Origin of the sequence: Pseudomonas sp. Ost2 (genome assembly GCF_018326065.1) — a bacterium.
In the GTDB taxonomy this organism is placed as follows: Bacteria; Pseudomonadota; Gammaproteobacteria; order Pseudomonadales; family Pseudomonadaceae; genus Aquipseudomonas; species Aquipseudomonas gingeri.
Window position 1 is genome coordinate 4,946,122 of sequence record NZ_AP021904.1, and the last position, 15,984, is coordinate 4,962,105.

The 15,984-nt window shown below is 62.8% G+C and carries 13 protein-coding genes and 4 tRNA genes; 2 read left to right on the plus strand and 15 right to left on the minus strand.

Going from position 1 to position 15,984, the window contains the following annotated elements:
- Positions 1-14: 14 nt before the first annotated feature.
- The 5 genes from asd to leuC all read right to left on the minus strand — a co-directional run bounded on the left by asd (position 15) and on the right by leuC (position 5,332).
- Positions 15-1,127 carry an aspartate-semialdehyde dehydrogenase gene (gene asd / locus KI243_RS21570; RefSeq protein WP_017129390.1) on the minus strand — a complete coding sequence of 371 codons (1,113 nt, stop codon included), beginning with the start codon at positions 1,125-1,127 and terminating at the stop codon, positions 15-17.
- Between the two features lie 68 nt (positions 1,128-1,195).
- The gene (gene leuB / locus KI243_RS21575; protein WP_017129391.1) at positions 1,196-2,278 is read right to left on the minus strand and encodes a 3-isopropylmalate dehydrogenase; all 1,083 of its coding nucleotides are present in this window, start codon (positions 2,276-2,278) and stop codon (positions 1,196-1,198) included.
- 56 nt (positions 2,279-2,334) lie between these two features.
- A complete protein-coding gene (locus KI243_RS21580) occupies positions 2,335-3,099 on the minus strand; it encodes a class I SAM-dependent methyltransferase (protein WP_017129392.1) in 765 nt (254 codons plus the stop codon).
- A 159-nt stretch (positions 3,100-3,258) separates the two neighbouring features.
- Entirely contained in the window at positions 3,259-3,903 is a 645-nt protein-coding gene (leuD, locus tag KI243_RS21585) for a 3-isopropylmalate dehydratase small subunit (protein ID WP_212809895.1), read from the minus strand.
- 10 nt (positions 3,904-3,913) lie between these two features.
- Positions 3,914-5,332: a 3-isopropylmalate dehydratase large subunit gene (leuC, locus tag KI243_RS21590; protein ID WP_177086736.1), complete on the minus strand. Its 1,419-nt coding sequence runs from the start codon at positions 5,330-5,332 to the stop codon at positions 3,914-3,916.
- A 153-nt stretch (positions 5,333-5,485) separates the two neighbouring features.
- Here leuC and KI243_RS21595 point away from each other — a divergent pair, with 153 nt between their 5' ends.
- On the plus strand, positions 5,486-6,376 hold the full coding sequence (locus tag KI243_RS21595; RefSeq protein WP_103033074.1) for a LysR family transcriptional regulator: 891 nt from the start codon (positions 5,486-5,488) through the stop codon (positions 6,374-6,376).
- A gap of 70 nt (positions 6,377-6,446) precedes the next feature.
- Positions 6,447-9,731 (plus strand): PAS domain S-box protein, encoded by a 3,285-nt coding sequence (locus KI243_RS21600; protein WP_177086734.1) that lies wholly within the window; start codon positions 6,447-6,449, stop codon positions 9,729-9,731.
- A 46-nt stretch (positions 9,732-9,777) separates the two neighbouring features.
- On the opposite strand, the gene KI243_RS21605 is transcribed toward KI243_RS21600, so the two are convergent.
- The 10 genes from KI243_RS21605 to gltX all read right to left on the minus strand — a co-directional run bounded on the left by KI243_RS21605 (position 9,778) and on the right by gltX (position 15,771).
- Complete coding sequence (locus KI243_RS21605) at positions 9,778-10,227, minus strand: Hsp20 family protein (protein WP_017129396.1); 450 nt, start codon at positions 10,225-10,227, stop codon at positions 9,778-9,780.
- Positions 10,228-10,338: 111 nt separating this feature from the next.
- Positions 10,339-11,298: a tRNA-dihydrouridine synthase gene (locus KI243_RS21610; RefSeq protein ID WP_177119195.1), complete on the minus strand. Its 960-nt coding sequence runs from the start codon at positions 11,296-11,298 to the stop codon at positions 10,339-10,341.
- Positions 11,299-11,404: 106 nt separating this feature from the next.
- On the minus strand, positions 11,405-11,839 hold the full coding sequence (locus KI243_RS21615) for a thioesterase family protein (RefSeq protein WP_017129398.1): 435 nt from the start codon (positions 11,837-11,839) through the stop codon (positions 11,405-11,407).
- 43 nt (positions 11,840-11,882) lie between these two features.
- On the minus strand, positions 11,883-12,716 hold the full coding sequence (locus KI243_RS21620) for an alpha/beta fold hydrolase (RefSeq protein ID WP_042937080.1): 834 nt from the start codon (positions 12,714-12,716) through the stop codon (positions 11,883-11,885).
- A gap of 32 nt (positions 12,717-12,748) precedes the next feature.
- Positions 12,749-13,288: a TetR/AcrR family transcriptional regulator gene (locus tag KI243_RS21625; RefSeq protein ID WP_017129400.1), complete on the minus strand. Its 540-nt coding sequence runs from the start codon at positions 13,286-13,288 to the stop codon at positions 12,749-12,751.
- A gap of 189 nt (positions 13,289-13,477) precedes the next feature.
- A tRNA-Glu gene (locus tag KI243_RS21630) sits at positions 13,478-13,553 on the minus strand.
- Positions 13,554-13,696: 143 nt separating this feature from the next.
- Positions 13,697-13,772 (minus strand) — tRNA-Ala (locus KI243_RS21635).
- Between the two features lie 56 nt (positions 13,773-13,828).
- Positions 13,829-13,904: transfer RNA gene (locus KI243_RS21640), tRNA-Glu, on the minus strand.
- A gap of 86 nt (positions 13,905-13,990) precedes the next feature.
- A tRNA-Ala gene (locus KI243_RS21645) sits at positions 13,991-14,066 on the minus strand.
- A gap of 223 nt (positions 14,067-14,289) precedes the next feature.
- The gene (gene gltX / locus KI243_RS21650; RefSeq protein WP_103033075.1) at positions 14,290-15,771 is read right to left on the minus strand and encodes a glutamate--tRNA ligase; all 1,482 of its coding nucleotides are present in this window, start codon (positions 15,769-15,771) and stop codon (positions 14,290-14,292) included.
- Between the last annotated feature and the right edge of the window lie 213 nt (positions 15,772-15,984).

Sequence of the window (15,984 nt, forward strand, 5' to 3'; positions counted from 1 at the left end):
GATGCGGCAGCGAATCAACGCTCCAGCAGGATCCGCAACATGCGCCGCAGCGGCTCAGCCGCGCCCCACAACAGCTGGTCACCCACGGTGAACGCGCCGAGGAACTGCGAGCCCATGTTCAGCTTGCGCAGACGCCCTACCGGGATGTTCAGGGTGCCGGTGACCTTGGTCGGACTCAACTCCTGCATGCTGATCTCACGCTGGTTCGGCACCAGCTTGACCCAGGGGTTGTGCTGGCTGATCAGCCCTTCGATATCGGCGATCGGCACATCCTTGTTCAGCTTGATGGTCAGCGCCTGGCTGTGGCAACGCATGGCGCCGATGCGCACGCAGATACCGTCCACAGGGATCGGGCTCTTGAAGCGACCGAGGATCTTGTTGGTTTCGGCCTGGGCCTTCCACTCTTCGCGGCTCTGGCCGTTCGGCAGTTCCTTGTCGATCCACGGAATCAGGCTGCCGGCCAATGGCACGCCGAAGTTTTCGGTCGGGTAGGCATCGCTGCGCATGGCTTCGGCGACACGGCGATCGATGTCGAGGATCGCGCTGGCGGGGTCGGCCAGTTGATCGGCGACGGCCGCATGGGTCGCGCCCATCTGCTTGATCAGCTCGCGCATGTTCTGCGCACCGGCACCGGAGGCCGCCTGATAGGTCATGGCGCTCATCCACTCCACCAGGCCGGCCTCGAACAGGCCGCCCAGGCCCATCAGCATCAGGCTGACGGTGCAATTGCCACCGATGTAGTTCTTGGTCCCGGCATCCAGCTGCTGGTCGATGACCTTGCGGTTCACCGGGTCGAGGATGATCACCGCGTCATCCTGCATGCGCAGGCTGGAGGCGGCATCGATCCAGTAACCCTGCCAGCCGGCTTCGCGCAGCTTGGGGAAAACCTCGCTGGTGTAGTCGCCACCCTGGCAGGTCAGAATCACGTCGAGGGTTTTCAGCTCTTCAATGCTGTAGGCATCCTTCAGCGGGGCAATATCCTTGCCCACGGATGGGCCTTGGCCACCGACATTGGAAGTGGTGAAAAACACCGGCTCAATAAGATCGAAGTCCTGCTCTTCCAGCATCCGCTGCATGAGCACGGAACCGACCATACCGCGCCAACCGATCAGACCTACACGTTTCATCGCAACTACACCTTTTACAAAAGTGGGTCACCGTTTCCAGGGATGAAAGAAACGGTGGGCCCGAGAGATTACAGATTCCGCAGCGCGGCGACTACTGCGTCGCCCATTTCCTGCGTTCCGACTTTGCTGCAACCGGCCGACCAGATGTCACCGGTCCGCAGCCCCTGGTCCAGCACCAGGCTCACGGCCTTCTCGATGGCGGTCGCGGCGTCGTGCAGATTGAAGCTGTAGCGCAGCATCATCGATACCGACAGGATGGTCGCCAGCGGGTTGGCAATGCCCTGCCCGGCGATGTCCGGCGCCGAACCGTGGCAAGGCTCGTACATGCCCTTGTTGTTGGCATCCAGCGACGCCGACGGCAGCATGCCGATGGAACCGGTGAGCATCGACGCTTCGTCGGAAAGAATATCGCCGAACATGTTGTCTGTGACGATCACGTCGAACTGCTTGGGCGCGCGCACCAGTTGCATCGCGGCGTTGTCGACGTACATGTGGCTCAGCTCGATGTCCGGATAGTCCTTGGCGACTTCCTCGACCACTTCACGCCACAGCTGGCTGGACGCCAGGACGTTGGCCTTGTCCACCGAACAGAGTTTCTTGCCGCGCACGCGGGCCATGTCGAAACCGACACGGGCGATACGGCGGATTTCGCTCTCGCTGTACGGCAGGGTGTCGTAGGACTGGCGTTCGCCGTTTTCCAGTTCGCGGGTGCCGCGTGGGGCGCCAAAGTAGATACCGCCGGTCAGTTCGCGGACGATCAGGATATCCAGGCCCGAGACGATTTCCGGCTTCAGGCTCGAGGCATCGGCCAGTTGCGGATAGAGGATCGCCGGACGCAGGTTGCCGAACAGGCCCAGTTGCGCACGGATCTTCAGCAGGCCGCGCTCGGGACGGATATCCCGTTCGATCTTGTCCCACTTCGGACCGCCGACGGCGCCAAGCAGCACCGCGTCGGCGGCACGGGCACGGTCCAGGGTTTCATCGGCCAGGGGCACGCCATGCTTGTCGATGGCGGCGCCGCCGATCACGTCGTGGCTCAACTCGAAGCCCAGGCTGTACTTCTCGTTGGCCAGTTCCAGCACCTTGACCGCTTCGGCCATGATTTCCGGACCGATACCGTCGCCTGGGAGAATCAGAATCTGCTTGCTCATGCTTTCCTCGTGTCATCTGTCGGTGCACCCGTGGTCACGGGGCAGCCGGAAAAAGTCTATCGCTCGGCCCACAGCACCAGTACATCTGTACTGAACGAACCATCGGCCTCAATCTCAAAATATTCCCGCACTTCGGCGCCCATCGCCTGCTGCAGGTCGCGAATCGCCACGCGCAACGCCGGCGGCGTACGCATGCGTTCGACCCAGGAGCTGTACTCCAGGCGCAGGCGCTGGCGGCTGGTACTGCGCACGTGCAGGCCGGCTTCGCTGACCTGGCGCAACCACTCGCCCGCCGAGTAATCACGGACATGACTGGTGTCGCGCAGTACCTCGACACTCTGCAGATAGGTGTCGAACAACGGACTGCCAGGGGACATTACGTCGATAAAGGCCGCGACGCCACCCGGTTTCAGCACCCGCCGCACTTCCCGCAGGGCCAGGCCGAGATCGCTCCAGTGGTGCGCCGAGTAGCGGCTGAAGACAAAATCGAACTCGCCATCGGCGAACGGCAGGCTCTCCGCCGCGCCACACACGGTGGCGATATTGCCCAGGCCGCGCTCGGCGGCGGCAGCGGCGACCACATCGAGCATCTGCTGCGAAAGGTCGTAGGCCGCCACCTTGCCGACCAGCGGCGCCACGTGAAAACTCACATGGCCAGCACCACAGCCCAGGTCCAGGACCCGCGCATCGGCACGCCCGGCCAGCTCCGCCTGGAGCAGCGCGAACTCGCTGCCCTGGGCATGCACGGCGCTGCTCAGGTAGGCGGCGGCCTGTTCGCCGAATTGCTTTTGCACCACTGCGGTATGGGCGTTGCTGGTCATGGAACCATCCTCTGGATATCAACGCGGAGCGGGAAAATCAAAAACATCACAACCCTGTGGGAGCCGGCTTGCCGGCGATGGCGCCCCTGAGATCAATGCAGGGCTCAAGGGCCTCATCGCCAGCAAGCCGGCTCCTACACAGGACGTGTCAGCCTCGAATCAAACGTCGCGAAACAACCAGGGCTGGCTCGCCCGGTGCCTGGCTTCAAAGGCCGCGATCGCATCACCGTCGGTCAAGGTCAGGCCGATATCGTCCAGGCCGTTGAGCAGGCAATGCTTGCGGAACGCATCGACTTCGAAGTGGTAGACCTTGCCATCCGGACGGGTCACCGTCTGGGCCGCGAGATCGACCGTCAACTGGTAGCCGGGGGTCGCCTCGACCTGCTGGAACAGCTCGTCGACTTCACTCTCGTCGAGAATGATCGGCAACAGGCCGTTCTTGAAGCTGTTGTTGAAGAAGATATCGGCGTAGCTCGGCGCGATGATGCTGCGGAAACCGTACTCGTCCAGGGCCCACGGCGCATGCTCGCGACTGGAGCCGCAACCGAAGTTTTCCCGAGCCAACAGGACACTGGCGCCCTGGTAACGCTCGGCGTTGAGCACAAAACCCTTGTTCAACGGGCGCTTGGAGTTGTCCTGGTAGGCGTAGCCGACATCCAGGTAGCGCCACTCGTCGAACAGGTTCGGGCCGAAGCCGGTGCGCTTGATCGACTTGAGGAACTGCTTGGGAATGATCTGATCGGTATCGACGTTGGCACGATCCAACGGCGCGACAAGACCGGTGTGCTGGGTAAAGGCTTTCATGTAGTGGTCCTCAGATCAATTCGCGAACGTCGATGAAACGACCGTTGACGGCAGCCGCGGCGGCCATGGCCGGGCTGACGAGGTGGGTACGCCCGCCGGCGCCCTGGCGCCCTTCGAAGTTGCGGTTGGACGTCGACGCGCAGTGTTCGCCGCTTTCCAGGCGATCCGGGTTCATCGCCAGGCACATGGAGCAGCCCGGCTCACGCCATTCGAAACCGGCCTCGAGGAAAATCTTGTCCAGGCCTTCCGCTTCCGCCTGGGCCTTCACCAGGCCCGAACCCGGCACCACGATGGCCTGCTTGATGGTCGAAGCCACCTTGCGACCCTTGGCAATCACCGCCGCCGCACGCAGGTCTTCGATCCGCGAGTTGGTGCAGGAGCCGATGAACACGCGATCGAGCTGGATATCGGTGATCGCCTGGTTGGCCCGCAGGCCCATGTACTTGAGCGCGCGCTCGATGGAGCCGCGCTTGACCAGGTCGGTCTCCTTGGCCGGATCCGGCACGTTCTGGTCAACCGCCAGGACCATTTCCGGCGAGGTGCCCCAGCTGACCTGCGGCTTGATCTGCGTCGCGTCCAGCTCGACCACGGTGTCGAACACCGCGTCGGCGTCGGACACCAGGTCTTTCCAGGCTTCGACAGCCAGGTCCCACTCGGCGCCTTTCGGGGCGAACGGACGGTCCTTGACGTAGGCCACGGTCTTTTCATCGGCGGCCACCAGGCCCACGCGGGCACCGGCTTCGATGGACATGTTGCAGATGGTCATGCGGCCTTCGATGGACAGGTCGCGGATCGCGCTGCCGGCGAACTCGATGGCATGGCCGTTGCCGCCCGCGGTACCGATCTTGCCGATCACGGCGAGGACGATGTCCTTGGCGGTCACGCCGAACGGCAACTGGCCTTCGACGCGCACCAGCATATTCTTCATTTTCTTCGCCACCAGGCACTGGGTGGCGAACACGTGCTCGACCTCGGAGGTGCCGATACCGTGGGCCAGGGCCCCGAAGGCGCCGTGGGTCGAGGTATGGGAGTCACCGCAGACCACGGTCATGCCCGGCAAGGTCGCACCCTGCTCCGGGCCGATCACGTGCACGATGCCTTGACGCACGTCATTCATCTTGAATTCGGTGATGCCATATTCATCGCAGTAGTCGTCGAGGGTCTGCACCTGCAGGCGCGACACCTGGTCGGCAATCGCCGTGATCCCGCCCTTGCGCTCCGGGGTGGTCGGCACGTTGTGGTCGGGAGTGGCGATGATCGAGTCGACCCGCCAAGGCTTGCGCCCGGCCAGCTTGAGGCCTTCGAACGCTTGCGGCGAGGTCACTTCGTGGATGATGTGACGGTCGATATAGATCAGCGACGACCCATCGTCGCGCCGTTTCACTTCATGGGAATCCCAAAGCTTGTCGTAAAGCGTTTTGCCGGCCATCAGACGTTTCCTCATCAGCTTGTTTCTATGCCCCGGCTTATTGATGACTATTCTCAATAACCCTTTGGCTTGTGAGGTCGATCCTAGGGGGTTAGAGTGAATAACTCAAATTCATAATTTTTATGCTTTGGATAACCAGATGGAATACAAATAATGGACCTGGCCAACCTCAATGCCTTTATCGCCATTGCCGAGACGGGCAGCTTCTCCGGCGCCGGCGAACGCCTGCACCTGACCCAGCCCGCCATCAGCAAACGGATCGCCGGGCTGGAGCAGCAACTCAACGTGCGCCTGTTCGACCGCCTGGGGCGCGAGGTCGGCCTGACCGAGGCCGGCCGGGCCCTGCTGCCCCGGGCCTACCAGATCCTCAATGTGCTGGATGACACGCGCCGGGCCCTGACCAACCTCACCGGCGAAGTCAGCGGGCGCCTGACCCTGGCCACCAGCCATCATATCGGCCTGCACCGCCTGCCGCCCCTGCTACGGGCCTTCACCCGGCAGTATCCGCAGGTGGCGCTGGATATCCAGTTCCTCGATTCGGAGGTCGCCTACGAGGAAATCCTCCACGGCCGCGCCGAGCTGGCGGTCATCACCCTGGCGCCGGAACCGCATCACCTGGTCCGCGCCGTGCCGGTGTGGGACGACCCGCTGGATTTTGTCGTCGCCCCCGAGCATCCCCTGGCCAGCAGCGGCACGGTCAGCCTCGGCGATATCGCCCACCGCCCGGCGGTTTTCCCCGGCGGCAACACCTTTACCCACCATATCGTCCAGCGCCTGTTCGAGGCCCAGGGCCTGACACCGAACATCGCCATGAGCACCAACTACCTGGAAACCATCAAGATGATGGTGTCCATCGGCCTGGCCTGGAGCGTGCTGCCGCGCACCATGCTCGACGATCAGGTGGCACGCATACCTTTACCGGGCATACAACTGAGTCGCCAGCTAGGCTATATCCTGCATACCGAACGGACACTGTCGAACGCCGCGCGGGCCTTTATGGCTTTACTGGATGGGCAGACGGATTTGCCGGCCTTGTCGGCATAAGCCGGGGCTGGCCCACCCCATCAGGTCTTTTGCAGCAAAAACGTTCCTTTCACCCCAAGGACTGCTGTTGATGCCCAAGCATGCTAACCGTATTCCGCCGTTGCCACGCATCCATGCCCTCGACCCTCACGAGTCGGAAAAAAGCTGGCAAAACGCGCCGCAGTTATTGGCCGCACTCAACGGTGCGCGCCTCGGGGCCTGGTATTGGGACATCGAAAGCGGCCTGGTCAGCTGGTCCCGCGGCACCCAGGCGCTGTTCGGCTTCGACCCGCACCAGCCACTGCCCAAGGACCTCGACTACCTGGAGTTGCTGCCCGCCGAAGACCGCGCCCGCACGGTGCGGGCCTTCCATGCCGTGCTGGCCGGAGAGCCGCTGGAACAGGCGATGCATCACCGCATCCGCTGGCCGGACGGCAGCCTGCACTGGCTGGAGATCAACGGCAGCCTGATCCCGGACAAGAGCGGCAAGCCCCGGATGATCGGGGTGATCCGCGAAATCACTCACCAGCGCCAGCGCGAACATGCCCTCAGCAGTTCGGAAAAGCGCTTTGCCACGCTGTTCCACCTGTCCCCGAACATGGTGTTGCTGACCCGCGAGGAAGATGGCCTGATCAGCGAAGCCAACCAGTATTTCGAAAGCCTGTTCGGCTGGCCGGCGCTCCAGGTGATCGGCCTGACCACCGTGGAACTGGGCTTGTGGGTTCATCCCGAGGAACGCGAGCGGCTGGTCAAGTCGCTGCGGGCCAAGGGCGAATCGGTCAGCCAGGAAGTGCAGTTCCGGGGCAGCAACGGGCGCATTCACGATGGCATCCTCAGCGCCCAGCGGGTCGAACTGGAAGGCCAGGCCTACCTGCTCAGCACCTTTCTCGACACCACGGAGCAGAAAAACGCCGAGCAGGCCCTCAAGGACAGCCAGGAACGCCTCGACCTGGCCCTGGATTCGGCCCAACTGGGCACCTGGGACTGGCATATCCCCAGCGGCATGCTCTACGGCTCGGCGCGGGCGGCGCAATTGCATGGCCTGGAGCCCCAGCCGTTCCATGAATCCTTCGACGCGTTCTTCGACGGCGTGCCCACCGAGGAACGCGAGAATATGCGCCAGGCCTATCGCAGCCTGCGCGAAGGCCCCGCGGGCAACTACCAGTTGACCTATCGGGTGCAGCTGGAAAACGGCACCTCGCGCTACCTGGAAAGCCGCGCCCGGCTCTACCGCGACAGCGAGGGCAATCCCCTGCGCATGGCCGGCACCCTGCTCGATATCACCGAACAGGTCGAGCGCGAACAGCGCCTGCAAGCCTCGGAAGAGAAGTTCGCCAGCCTGTTCCAGGCCAGCCCCGATCCGATCTGCGTGACCTTGCAGGACAGCGGGCAGTTTATCGAGATCAACTCGGCCTTCACCCAGACCTTTGGCTGGACCATCGATGAAATCCGCCACCGCAGCGCCGAACAGATCGGCCTCTGGGACGACTCGGCCAAGCGCCTGCAACGCATCCAGCAGGTGATTCGCGACCAGGCGCTGAACAATGTCGCGGTGATCGTCCACCACAAGAGCGGCCAGGCCCTGACCTGCGTGATCACCAGCCGGCAGATCGTGGTCGAGGAACAGCCCTGCATCGTCACCACCCTGCGCGATATCACCCAGCAGCAACGGGCCGAGGCCGCGCTCAAGGCCAGCGAGGAAAAATTCGCCAAGGCGTTCCACTCCAGCCCCGACGCCATCACCATCACCGAACGTGAAAGCGGGCGCTACCTGGAGGTCAATGACGGCTTCTGCCGGCTGACCGGCTACACCAGCAGCGAGGTGATCGGTCGCACGGTGTATGAGCTGGGCATCTGGGCCGACCACAAGCAGCGCACCGCCCTGCTCAACGAGCTCAAGGAAAAGGGCCATGTGCCCCATCGCGACATGCTCGGGCGCAACAAGCGCGGCGACGTGCTGACGGTAGAGGTATCGGTCGAACCCATCACGCTCAACGAAACCGCCTGCCTGCTGTTGACCGCCCGGGACATCAGCCTGCTGAAGAATGCCCAGGCGCAGATCCGCCACCTGGCCTACCACGATCCGTTGACCAACCTGCCCAACCGCGCCCTGCTGATGGACCGTCTGAGCCAGCAGATCGCCCTGCTCAAGCGCCACAACCTGCGCGGTGCCTTGCTGTTCCTCGACCTCGACCACTTCAAGCACATCAACGACTCCCTCGGCCACCCGGTGGGCGACACCGTGCTCAAGGTGGTCACCGCGCGCCTGGAAGCCAGTGTGCGCACCGAAGATACCGTGGCGCGTCTCGGCGGTGACGAGTTCGTGGTGCTGCTCAGCGGCCTCGACGGCTCGCGCAGCGAAGTCACGCAAAAGGTCCGCGACCTGGCCGACACGATCCGTGAGCTGCTGGCCGAGCCGATGTTCCTCGACGGCCAGCGCCTGCAGGTGACCCCGAGCATCGGCGTGGCCCTTATCCCGGACCACGGCTCGACCCCCGCCGACCTGCTCAAGCGGGCCGATATCGCGTTGTATCGGGCCAAGGACTCGGGGCGCAATATCACCCAGATGTTCCACAGCACCATGCAGAAGGCCGCCAGCGAACGCCTGCGCATGGAAAACGATCTGCGCCAGGCACTTTCCCGTGGCGAGTTCAGCGTGCATTTCCAGCCCCAGGTCGACGCCCGCGACAACAGCATCGTCGGTGCCGAAGCGCTGGTGCGCTGGCATCACCCGGAACTCGGTGCGCAATCGCCCACCGAATTCATCAAGGTGCTGGAAGACAGCGGGTTGATCCTCGAGGTGGGCACCTGGATCCTCGATCATGCCTGCGAGGCGTTCGGCATACTGCTGCGCGACGGGCTGATCCTGCACTCCTTCAGCCTGTGCGTGAACATCAGCCCGCGCCAGTTCCGCCAGGCCGACTTCGTCGAACGGGTGGAACGCACGCTGCTGCAGCACAACGTGCCTTCATCGATGCTCAAGCTGGAAATCACCGAAGGCATCGTGATCCAGAACATGGAGGACACCATCAGCAAGATGCGCCGCCTGAACAAGCTCGGCGTCAGTTTTGCCATGGACGATTTCGGCACCGGCTATTCGTCGCTGACCTACCTCAAGCGCCTGCCGGTGGACGCGCTGAAGATCGACCAGTCGTTTGTCCGCGACGCGACCCACGATCCCAACGACGCCGAGATCATCCGCGCGATTGTCGCCATGGCCCGCAGCCTCGGCCTGACGGTGATCGCCGAAGGTGTGGAACTGCCGGAACAACTGGTGTTCCTCGAGGGCCTGGGCTGCCACCTGTACCAGGGCTACCTGCACAGCCGGCCATTGCCCATGGAGGAATTCAAGAAATTGCTGACCGGCCTGCCCTGAAACAAAGAACCCCGCCGAGGCGGGGTTCTGTCTTGCAGGCTTGCGCTTAGTGCTGCAAGGCCGGTTGCTGCGCGCCGTTGATCGGGATGCGCTTGGCTTTCGCCTCTTCCGGCACGACCCGCAGCAGGTCGATGTTCAGCAGGCCGTTACTCAGGCCGGCGGCCTTGACCTCGATGTGGTCGGCCAGGCGGAAGGACAGCTTGAAGGCACGCTGGGCAATGCCCTGGTGCAGGTAGCTGACGCTTTCGGCCTTGGCTTCACGCTTGCCGCCACTGACGGTCAGCACGCCCTTCTCGACTTGCAGTTCCAGGTCTTCTTCCTGGAAACCGGCTGCCGCGACGACGATACGGTACTGGTCTTCACCGTGTTTTTCGACGTTGTAAGGGGGGTAGCTGCTACCGGGCTCATTGCGCAACGCGGTTTCGAACAGGTCGTTGAAACGGTCGAAGCCGACGGAAGAACGGAACAGTGGAGCCAGGGAAAATGCGGTAGTCATGTCAATCTCCTGAAATTCAGCGAGTGGTTTTAGCCGCGACCCGAATTCGGCATCGCGTAACCCTTAGATAGGAACGCCCTCACGCATTTCAAGAGATTGTGCTGATTTTTTTCACGCGACTTGCGGCAGCGGCGTATTCACCAGGCGCCCGACCGCGTCGCAATCGGTCTCGCGGCGCACGGTATTGAACAGCTCGACGGCCTCGGGATAATTGCGGGTCAGCATCGCCAGCCATTGCTTGAGGCGACCCGGCGCCTGGCGTGGCGTCAGTTGCGTGACCACCTGCGCCCAGAAGTCGCGGATCAGCGGTTGCAGGTCGGCCCAACTCATCTCGACCACTTCTTCGCCAGCTCGTGCCGCGGCGATCTGTCGGGCCAGGTCCGGACGCGATACCAGGCCGCGACCAAGCATGAAATCCTCGGCACCGCTGACTTCACGGCAACGCCGCCAGTCTTCCACCGACCAGATATCGCCATTGGCGAACACCGGCACCTTGACCACTTCCTGGACCCGCGCCACCCATTCCCAGTGAGCCGGCGGCTTGTAGCCGTCGACCTTGGTCCGCGCGTGCACGACAATCTGCGACGCGCCGCCTTCGGCCAGGGCCGTGCCGCAGACCAGCGCGCCATCCGGGCTGTCGAAGCCCAGGCGCATCTTCGCCGTCACCGGGATATGCGCCGGCACCGCGCGGCGCACCTGCTCGACGATGCTGTTGAGCAGTTCCGGCTCCTTGAGCAGCACCGCCCCGCCGCGGGATTTGTTCACGGTCTTGGCCGGGCAACCGAAGTTCAGGTCGATGACCTGCGAGCCCAGTTCACAGGCCAGTGCCGCGTTTTCCGCCAGGCACACCGGATCGGAACCCAGCAGTTGCACGCGCAGCGGCACGCCGGCAGCGGTGCGGGCCCCGGTCAGCAGTTCGGGGGCGAACTTGTGGAAGTAGGCCGGCGTCAACAACGAGTCATTGATCCGGATAAACTCGGTGACGCACCAGTCGATGCCGCCAACGCGGGTCAGGACATCCCGCAGGATGTTGTCGACCAACCCCTCCATGGGCGCCAGGGCAATTTGCATGGGGACTCTCATAGAAAAAAGCAGTCAGCGAAAAGTGGCCATGGAAAAAAGCGGCCCGCGAAAAAGTGCGGCAGTTTACGGGTTTCTTCCGTAAACCGGTACTTTCTCAGACCGATTGCACCGCCGGGCCATAACCGTCGAGAAACTCCGCCGGCATGCGCTTGGGCCGGCCGCTGGACAGCTCGATGCAGACAAAGGTGGTTTGCGCGCGCAGCAGCGTCAGGTTATCGCTGGGCCGGACCAGCTGGAACCGCCGGGTCATCTTCAGGCGCTGGTCCCAGTCGACGATCCAGGTCGCCAGTTGCAGTTCGTCGCCTTCATAGGCGGCCGCCAGGTAATCGATTTCGTGGCGTACCACCGCCATCGCCCGGTCCAGTCGGCGGTACTCGACAAGATCCAGGCCCAGGCGCTGGGAATGACGCCAGGCGCAACGCTCCAGCCAGGTGACATACACTGCGTTATTGGCGTGCCCGAGGCCGTCGATGTCCTCGGCGGCCACCTGCAGGTCGAGGGTGAAGGGTGTCGCCAGATCCCAGCTCATGTACCGCTCCCGGTCAATTCAAAGACCGGGGCAGTGTAACGGATCAGGCCGATTGACGCTGCGCGAGGCTGCGGCCCGCCAGCAGCGCGAGCACCCCGTCGATCAGCCGCTGATCGGCCAGCACCTGCAGGTGGCCGCCGCTTTCCAGGCGCAGCAGGCGGCTGTCGAACCAGGCTTCGTGAATACGTCGTGATTCATCCACGCGGACCATCCGGTCATCCTCGGCATGGACGATCAACCCCGGCATGTCCATCTGGTAGTGCTCGATATCCAGGTGCGCCGCACGCATCCCGACATCCCGCTCGACTTCACGGATAAACGCCGAACGCGCCCGCGGCGGCAAGCCGACATAACGCGCGAAGCCACGCAGCACCCCCAGCACCCGGGCCGGAGCGGCGATACTGACCAGGGCTTCGGTGCGCAGCCCGAGCTGGGTGGCGAGCATCGCGCTGGCGCCGCCCATGGAGTGACCGACCACCGCCTTGAGCGGCGGCAGTTCGGCGGCGGCTTCGAGCAGGGCCCGGGCAAACACCACCACATTCGCCTCGCGTCCCGGCGAGCGGCCATGGGCCGGACCGTCGAGCGCCACGGCGGTGTATCCGGCCGCTACCAGCGCATTGATCAGGTTGGCGAACTGTGTCGGCCGCCCTTCCCAGCCATGCATCAGCAGCACTGTCGGACCTTTCCCCCAGCGCAGGGCGGAAAGGCCGAAGCGCAGGGTGATGCGCTCCGCGGTTGCCAGCAGCGGCAACTCCCAGTCCCGTGGCAAACGCGCGCGAGGGGTCATGAACATCTGGCGCATGCGGCTGGCGACCACCCGTGGCGCCACTCGACCCAAGGTTCCATTGATGCCACGAATCCAACTCAAAGTGCTCATCGCGTGTTACCTCAGGCCAGGGATGAAACCTGTCAGAGCACCGCCGACTTGGCGGCGCGCAGCAATCTGTCGGACAACTCGCCAGGTCCCAGCGCCCGTGCGACGGCCAGGCCGCCGATCATCAGGGCGATGTCGGCCAGGGCCTTGTCGGTGTCCTCGGGGCTGGACGCGAGTTGCGCGACCATCAGTTCCACATGTTCGTTGAGCGCTTCGCGAAAGCATGCCGGCAGGCTGCCGATCTCGCCGACCACGGCGGGAATCGGGCAAGCATGATCGACGGCATCGCGGTGCTTGCGCGACAGATAGAAGGCGGCAAACAAGGCACGGCGCTCTTCACCTGCCAGCTCGCTGTCGACATCGTCCATTTTCGCCCGACGCTGCGACAGCAGTTGCTTGAAGGCCTCGAGCATCAGCGCATCCTTGCTGTCGAAATGCGCGTAGAAGCCACCCACGGTCAACCCGGCGGCGGCCATCACTTCGCTGACGCTCGGCTCGGCCGGGCCACGCTGGATCAGGGCGGCGCTGGCGGCCTGCAGGATTCGCTCGCGGGTCTGAGCTTTCTTGTCGTTCATTGCCACCTCCAAATATTACAATGGAAATATTATTCGCATAATATTTTTTCGCAAGGCTTAAGTATGACCGCTGGTCCGACAAAAGATTGCGAAAACGGGATTCAGGGCGAAAAGGCCAAACGCCAGACAAACAAAAGGGCCATTCAATGATTGAATGACCCTTATAAAATCCCGCAGAGCGGGCAATCGTGGCGTCCCCTAGGGGACTCGAACCCCTGTTACCGCCGTGAAAGGGCGGTGTCCTAGGCCACTAGACGAAGGGGACACAAACCCTTCTATACAACTGCAGGATCAACTGCCCGGCGATTCAAGCAACGCATGTCAACAGAACACTGCGTCGATACCATCGCCAGCAAGCCGGCTCCTGCAAACCTCCAGATCGGTGTGGCCAGACCTTGAGGTGTAAATTGGTGGAGCTAGACGGGATCGAACCGTCGACCTCTTGCATGCCATGCAAGCGCTCTCCCAGCTGAGCTATAGCCCCAGGTTTTTCGCCTCGCGGCGGAGTGACATCAACCTGCAACGTCACTTCTGTGAAACTGGCGTCCCCTAGGGGACTCGAACCCCTGTTACCGCCGTGAAAGGGCGGTGTCCTAGGCCACTAGACGAAGGGGACATAACCCTTGCGTACCTGATCGGTGCTGGTTCCGACCTTCCGGTACAAACTCCAGGGCAGTGTAGCCTACCCTGCAGCTTCTAAATTGGTGGAGCTAGACGGGATCGAACCGTCGACCTCTTGCATGCCATGCAAGCGCTCTCCCAGCTGAGCTATAGCCCCACATTCGACTTCACTTCACACCGTCGTTGCCGCCGTGTTTCCGTGTTGTCTTGTGGACGGGGCGCATATTAAGTGCGACCCACTTCCCTGTCAAATTTTTTTTAAACATTTTTCAAAAGAATTTTCCGGGATAACAATCACTTACCGCCCTCCCCCCGAAAAACCGGGGCTTGTCGGCCACGCCTCCGGCCCCTGAAACGGAGGCGGCGCGGCCGACACTGACTCAGGCAATCGTGCCCAACAGCTTTTCCCATTCCTTGTTTTCTTTCTTCGATACGCCACCCAGCAGGTCCAGCGCCTGGCGCAGGCGGAAGCGCGTCAGGTCCGGGCCGAGGATTTCCATCGCGTCGAGCACCGACACCGAACTCGCCTGCCCGGTAATCGAGGCGAACATCAGCGGCATGGCGTCGCGCAGCTTCAGTTCCAGGGCATCGACCACCGCCTGGATCGTCGCGGTGATGCTGTCCTTCTCCCACTGGCGCAGGCTTTCCAGCTTCCACAGGATCAGTTGCATGAGCTTGCGCACATCGTCCGGCGCGAGTTTCTTGTGCTCGAACAGCTTGGCGTCCAGCGGCAGGCTGCCGGCGAAGAAGAAATTCGCCAGTGGCGCGACCTGGCTGAAGGTCTCGACCCGGCCCTGGACCAGCGGCGCGATCTTCATCAGATATTCAGGATTCAATGCCCAGTTCTGCACGCGGCTGGCGAACTCTTCCACCGGCAGGTCGCGCAGCCACTGGCCGTTGAGCCAGGACAGCTTCTCGATATCGAAGATCGGCCCGCCGAGGGAAACGCGGGACAGGTCGAAGTTGTCGACCATTTCCTGCAGCGAGAACTTCTCGCGCTCGTCCGGCATCGACCAGCCCATGCGCCCCAGGTAGTTGAGCATCGCTTCGGGCATGAAGCCCATGCGCTCGTAGAACGTCACCGAGGTGGGGTTCTTGCGCTTGGACAGCTTGCTCTTGTCCGGATTGCGCAGCAGCGGCATGTAGCACAGCTGTGGCTGTTCCCAGCCGAAGTATTCGTAGAGCAGGATCAGTTTCGGCGCCGACGGCAGCCATTCCTCGCCGCGCAACACGTGGGTGATGCCCATCAGGTGGTCGTCGACCACGTTGGCCAGGAAGTAGGTCGGCAGGCCGTCGGTCTTCATCAACACTTGCATGTCCATGCGATCCCATGGGATCTCGACTTCGCCGCGCAACATGTCCGGCACCACGCAGACGCCTTCGGTCGGCACCTTCATGCGGATCACATGGGGCTCGCCGGCGGCCAGGCGACGGGCCACTTCTTCCTTCGACAGCAGCAACGCGCGGCCGTCGTAGCGCGGGGTCTCGCCACGGGCCATCTGCTCGGCACGCATCTGGTCCAGCTCTTCGGCGGTGCAGAAGCACGGGAAGGCATGGCCCATGTCGACCAGTTGCTGGGTGTACTTCTTGTAGATCTCGCTACGTTCGCTCTGCCGGTACGGACCGTGCGGACCGCCGACGTCCGGGCCTTCGGCCCAGGTGATGCCCAGCCAGTTCAGCGCATCGAAAATCTGCTGTTCGGACTCACGGGTCGAGCGCAACTGATCGGTGTCTTCGATCCGCAGGATGAACTCACCGCCATGCTGCTTGGCGAAGCAGTAGTTGAACAAGGCGATGTAGGCGGTGCCAACGTGGGGATCCCCAGTAGGCGATGGCGCGATACGAGTGCGAACGGTGGTCATGGGCGGTCTCGAAATAGAGATAAAACAAAGGGCGAATGGTAACAGGCGGACAGGCCTCGTCTCCAGCATGGGGCGCCCGACAGAGGGCATATAAGCCAAGCTTCGGTCTAAAAATGGCGCCAGACCGCTAAAACCGGGCTTTCTCCGCGGATGGCATTTACCCATCAATCGGCCTGTGCCAGATTCATCTACTGCCAAGTTCACTAATTATCC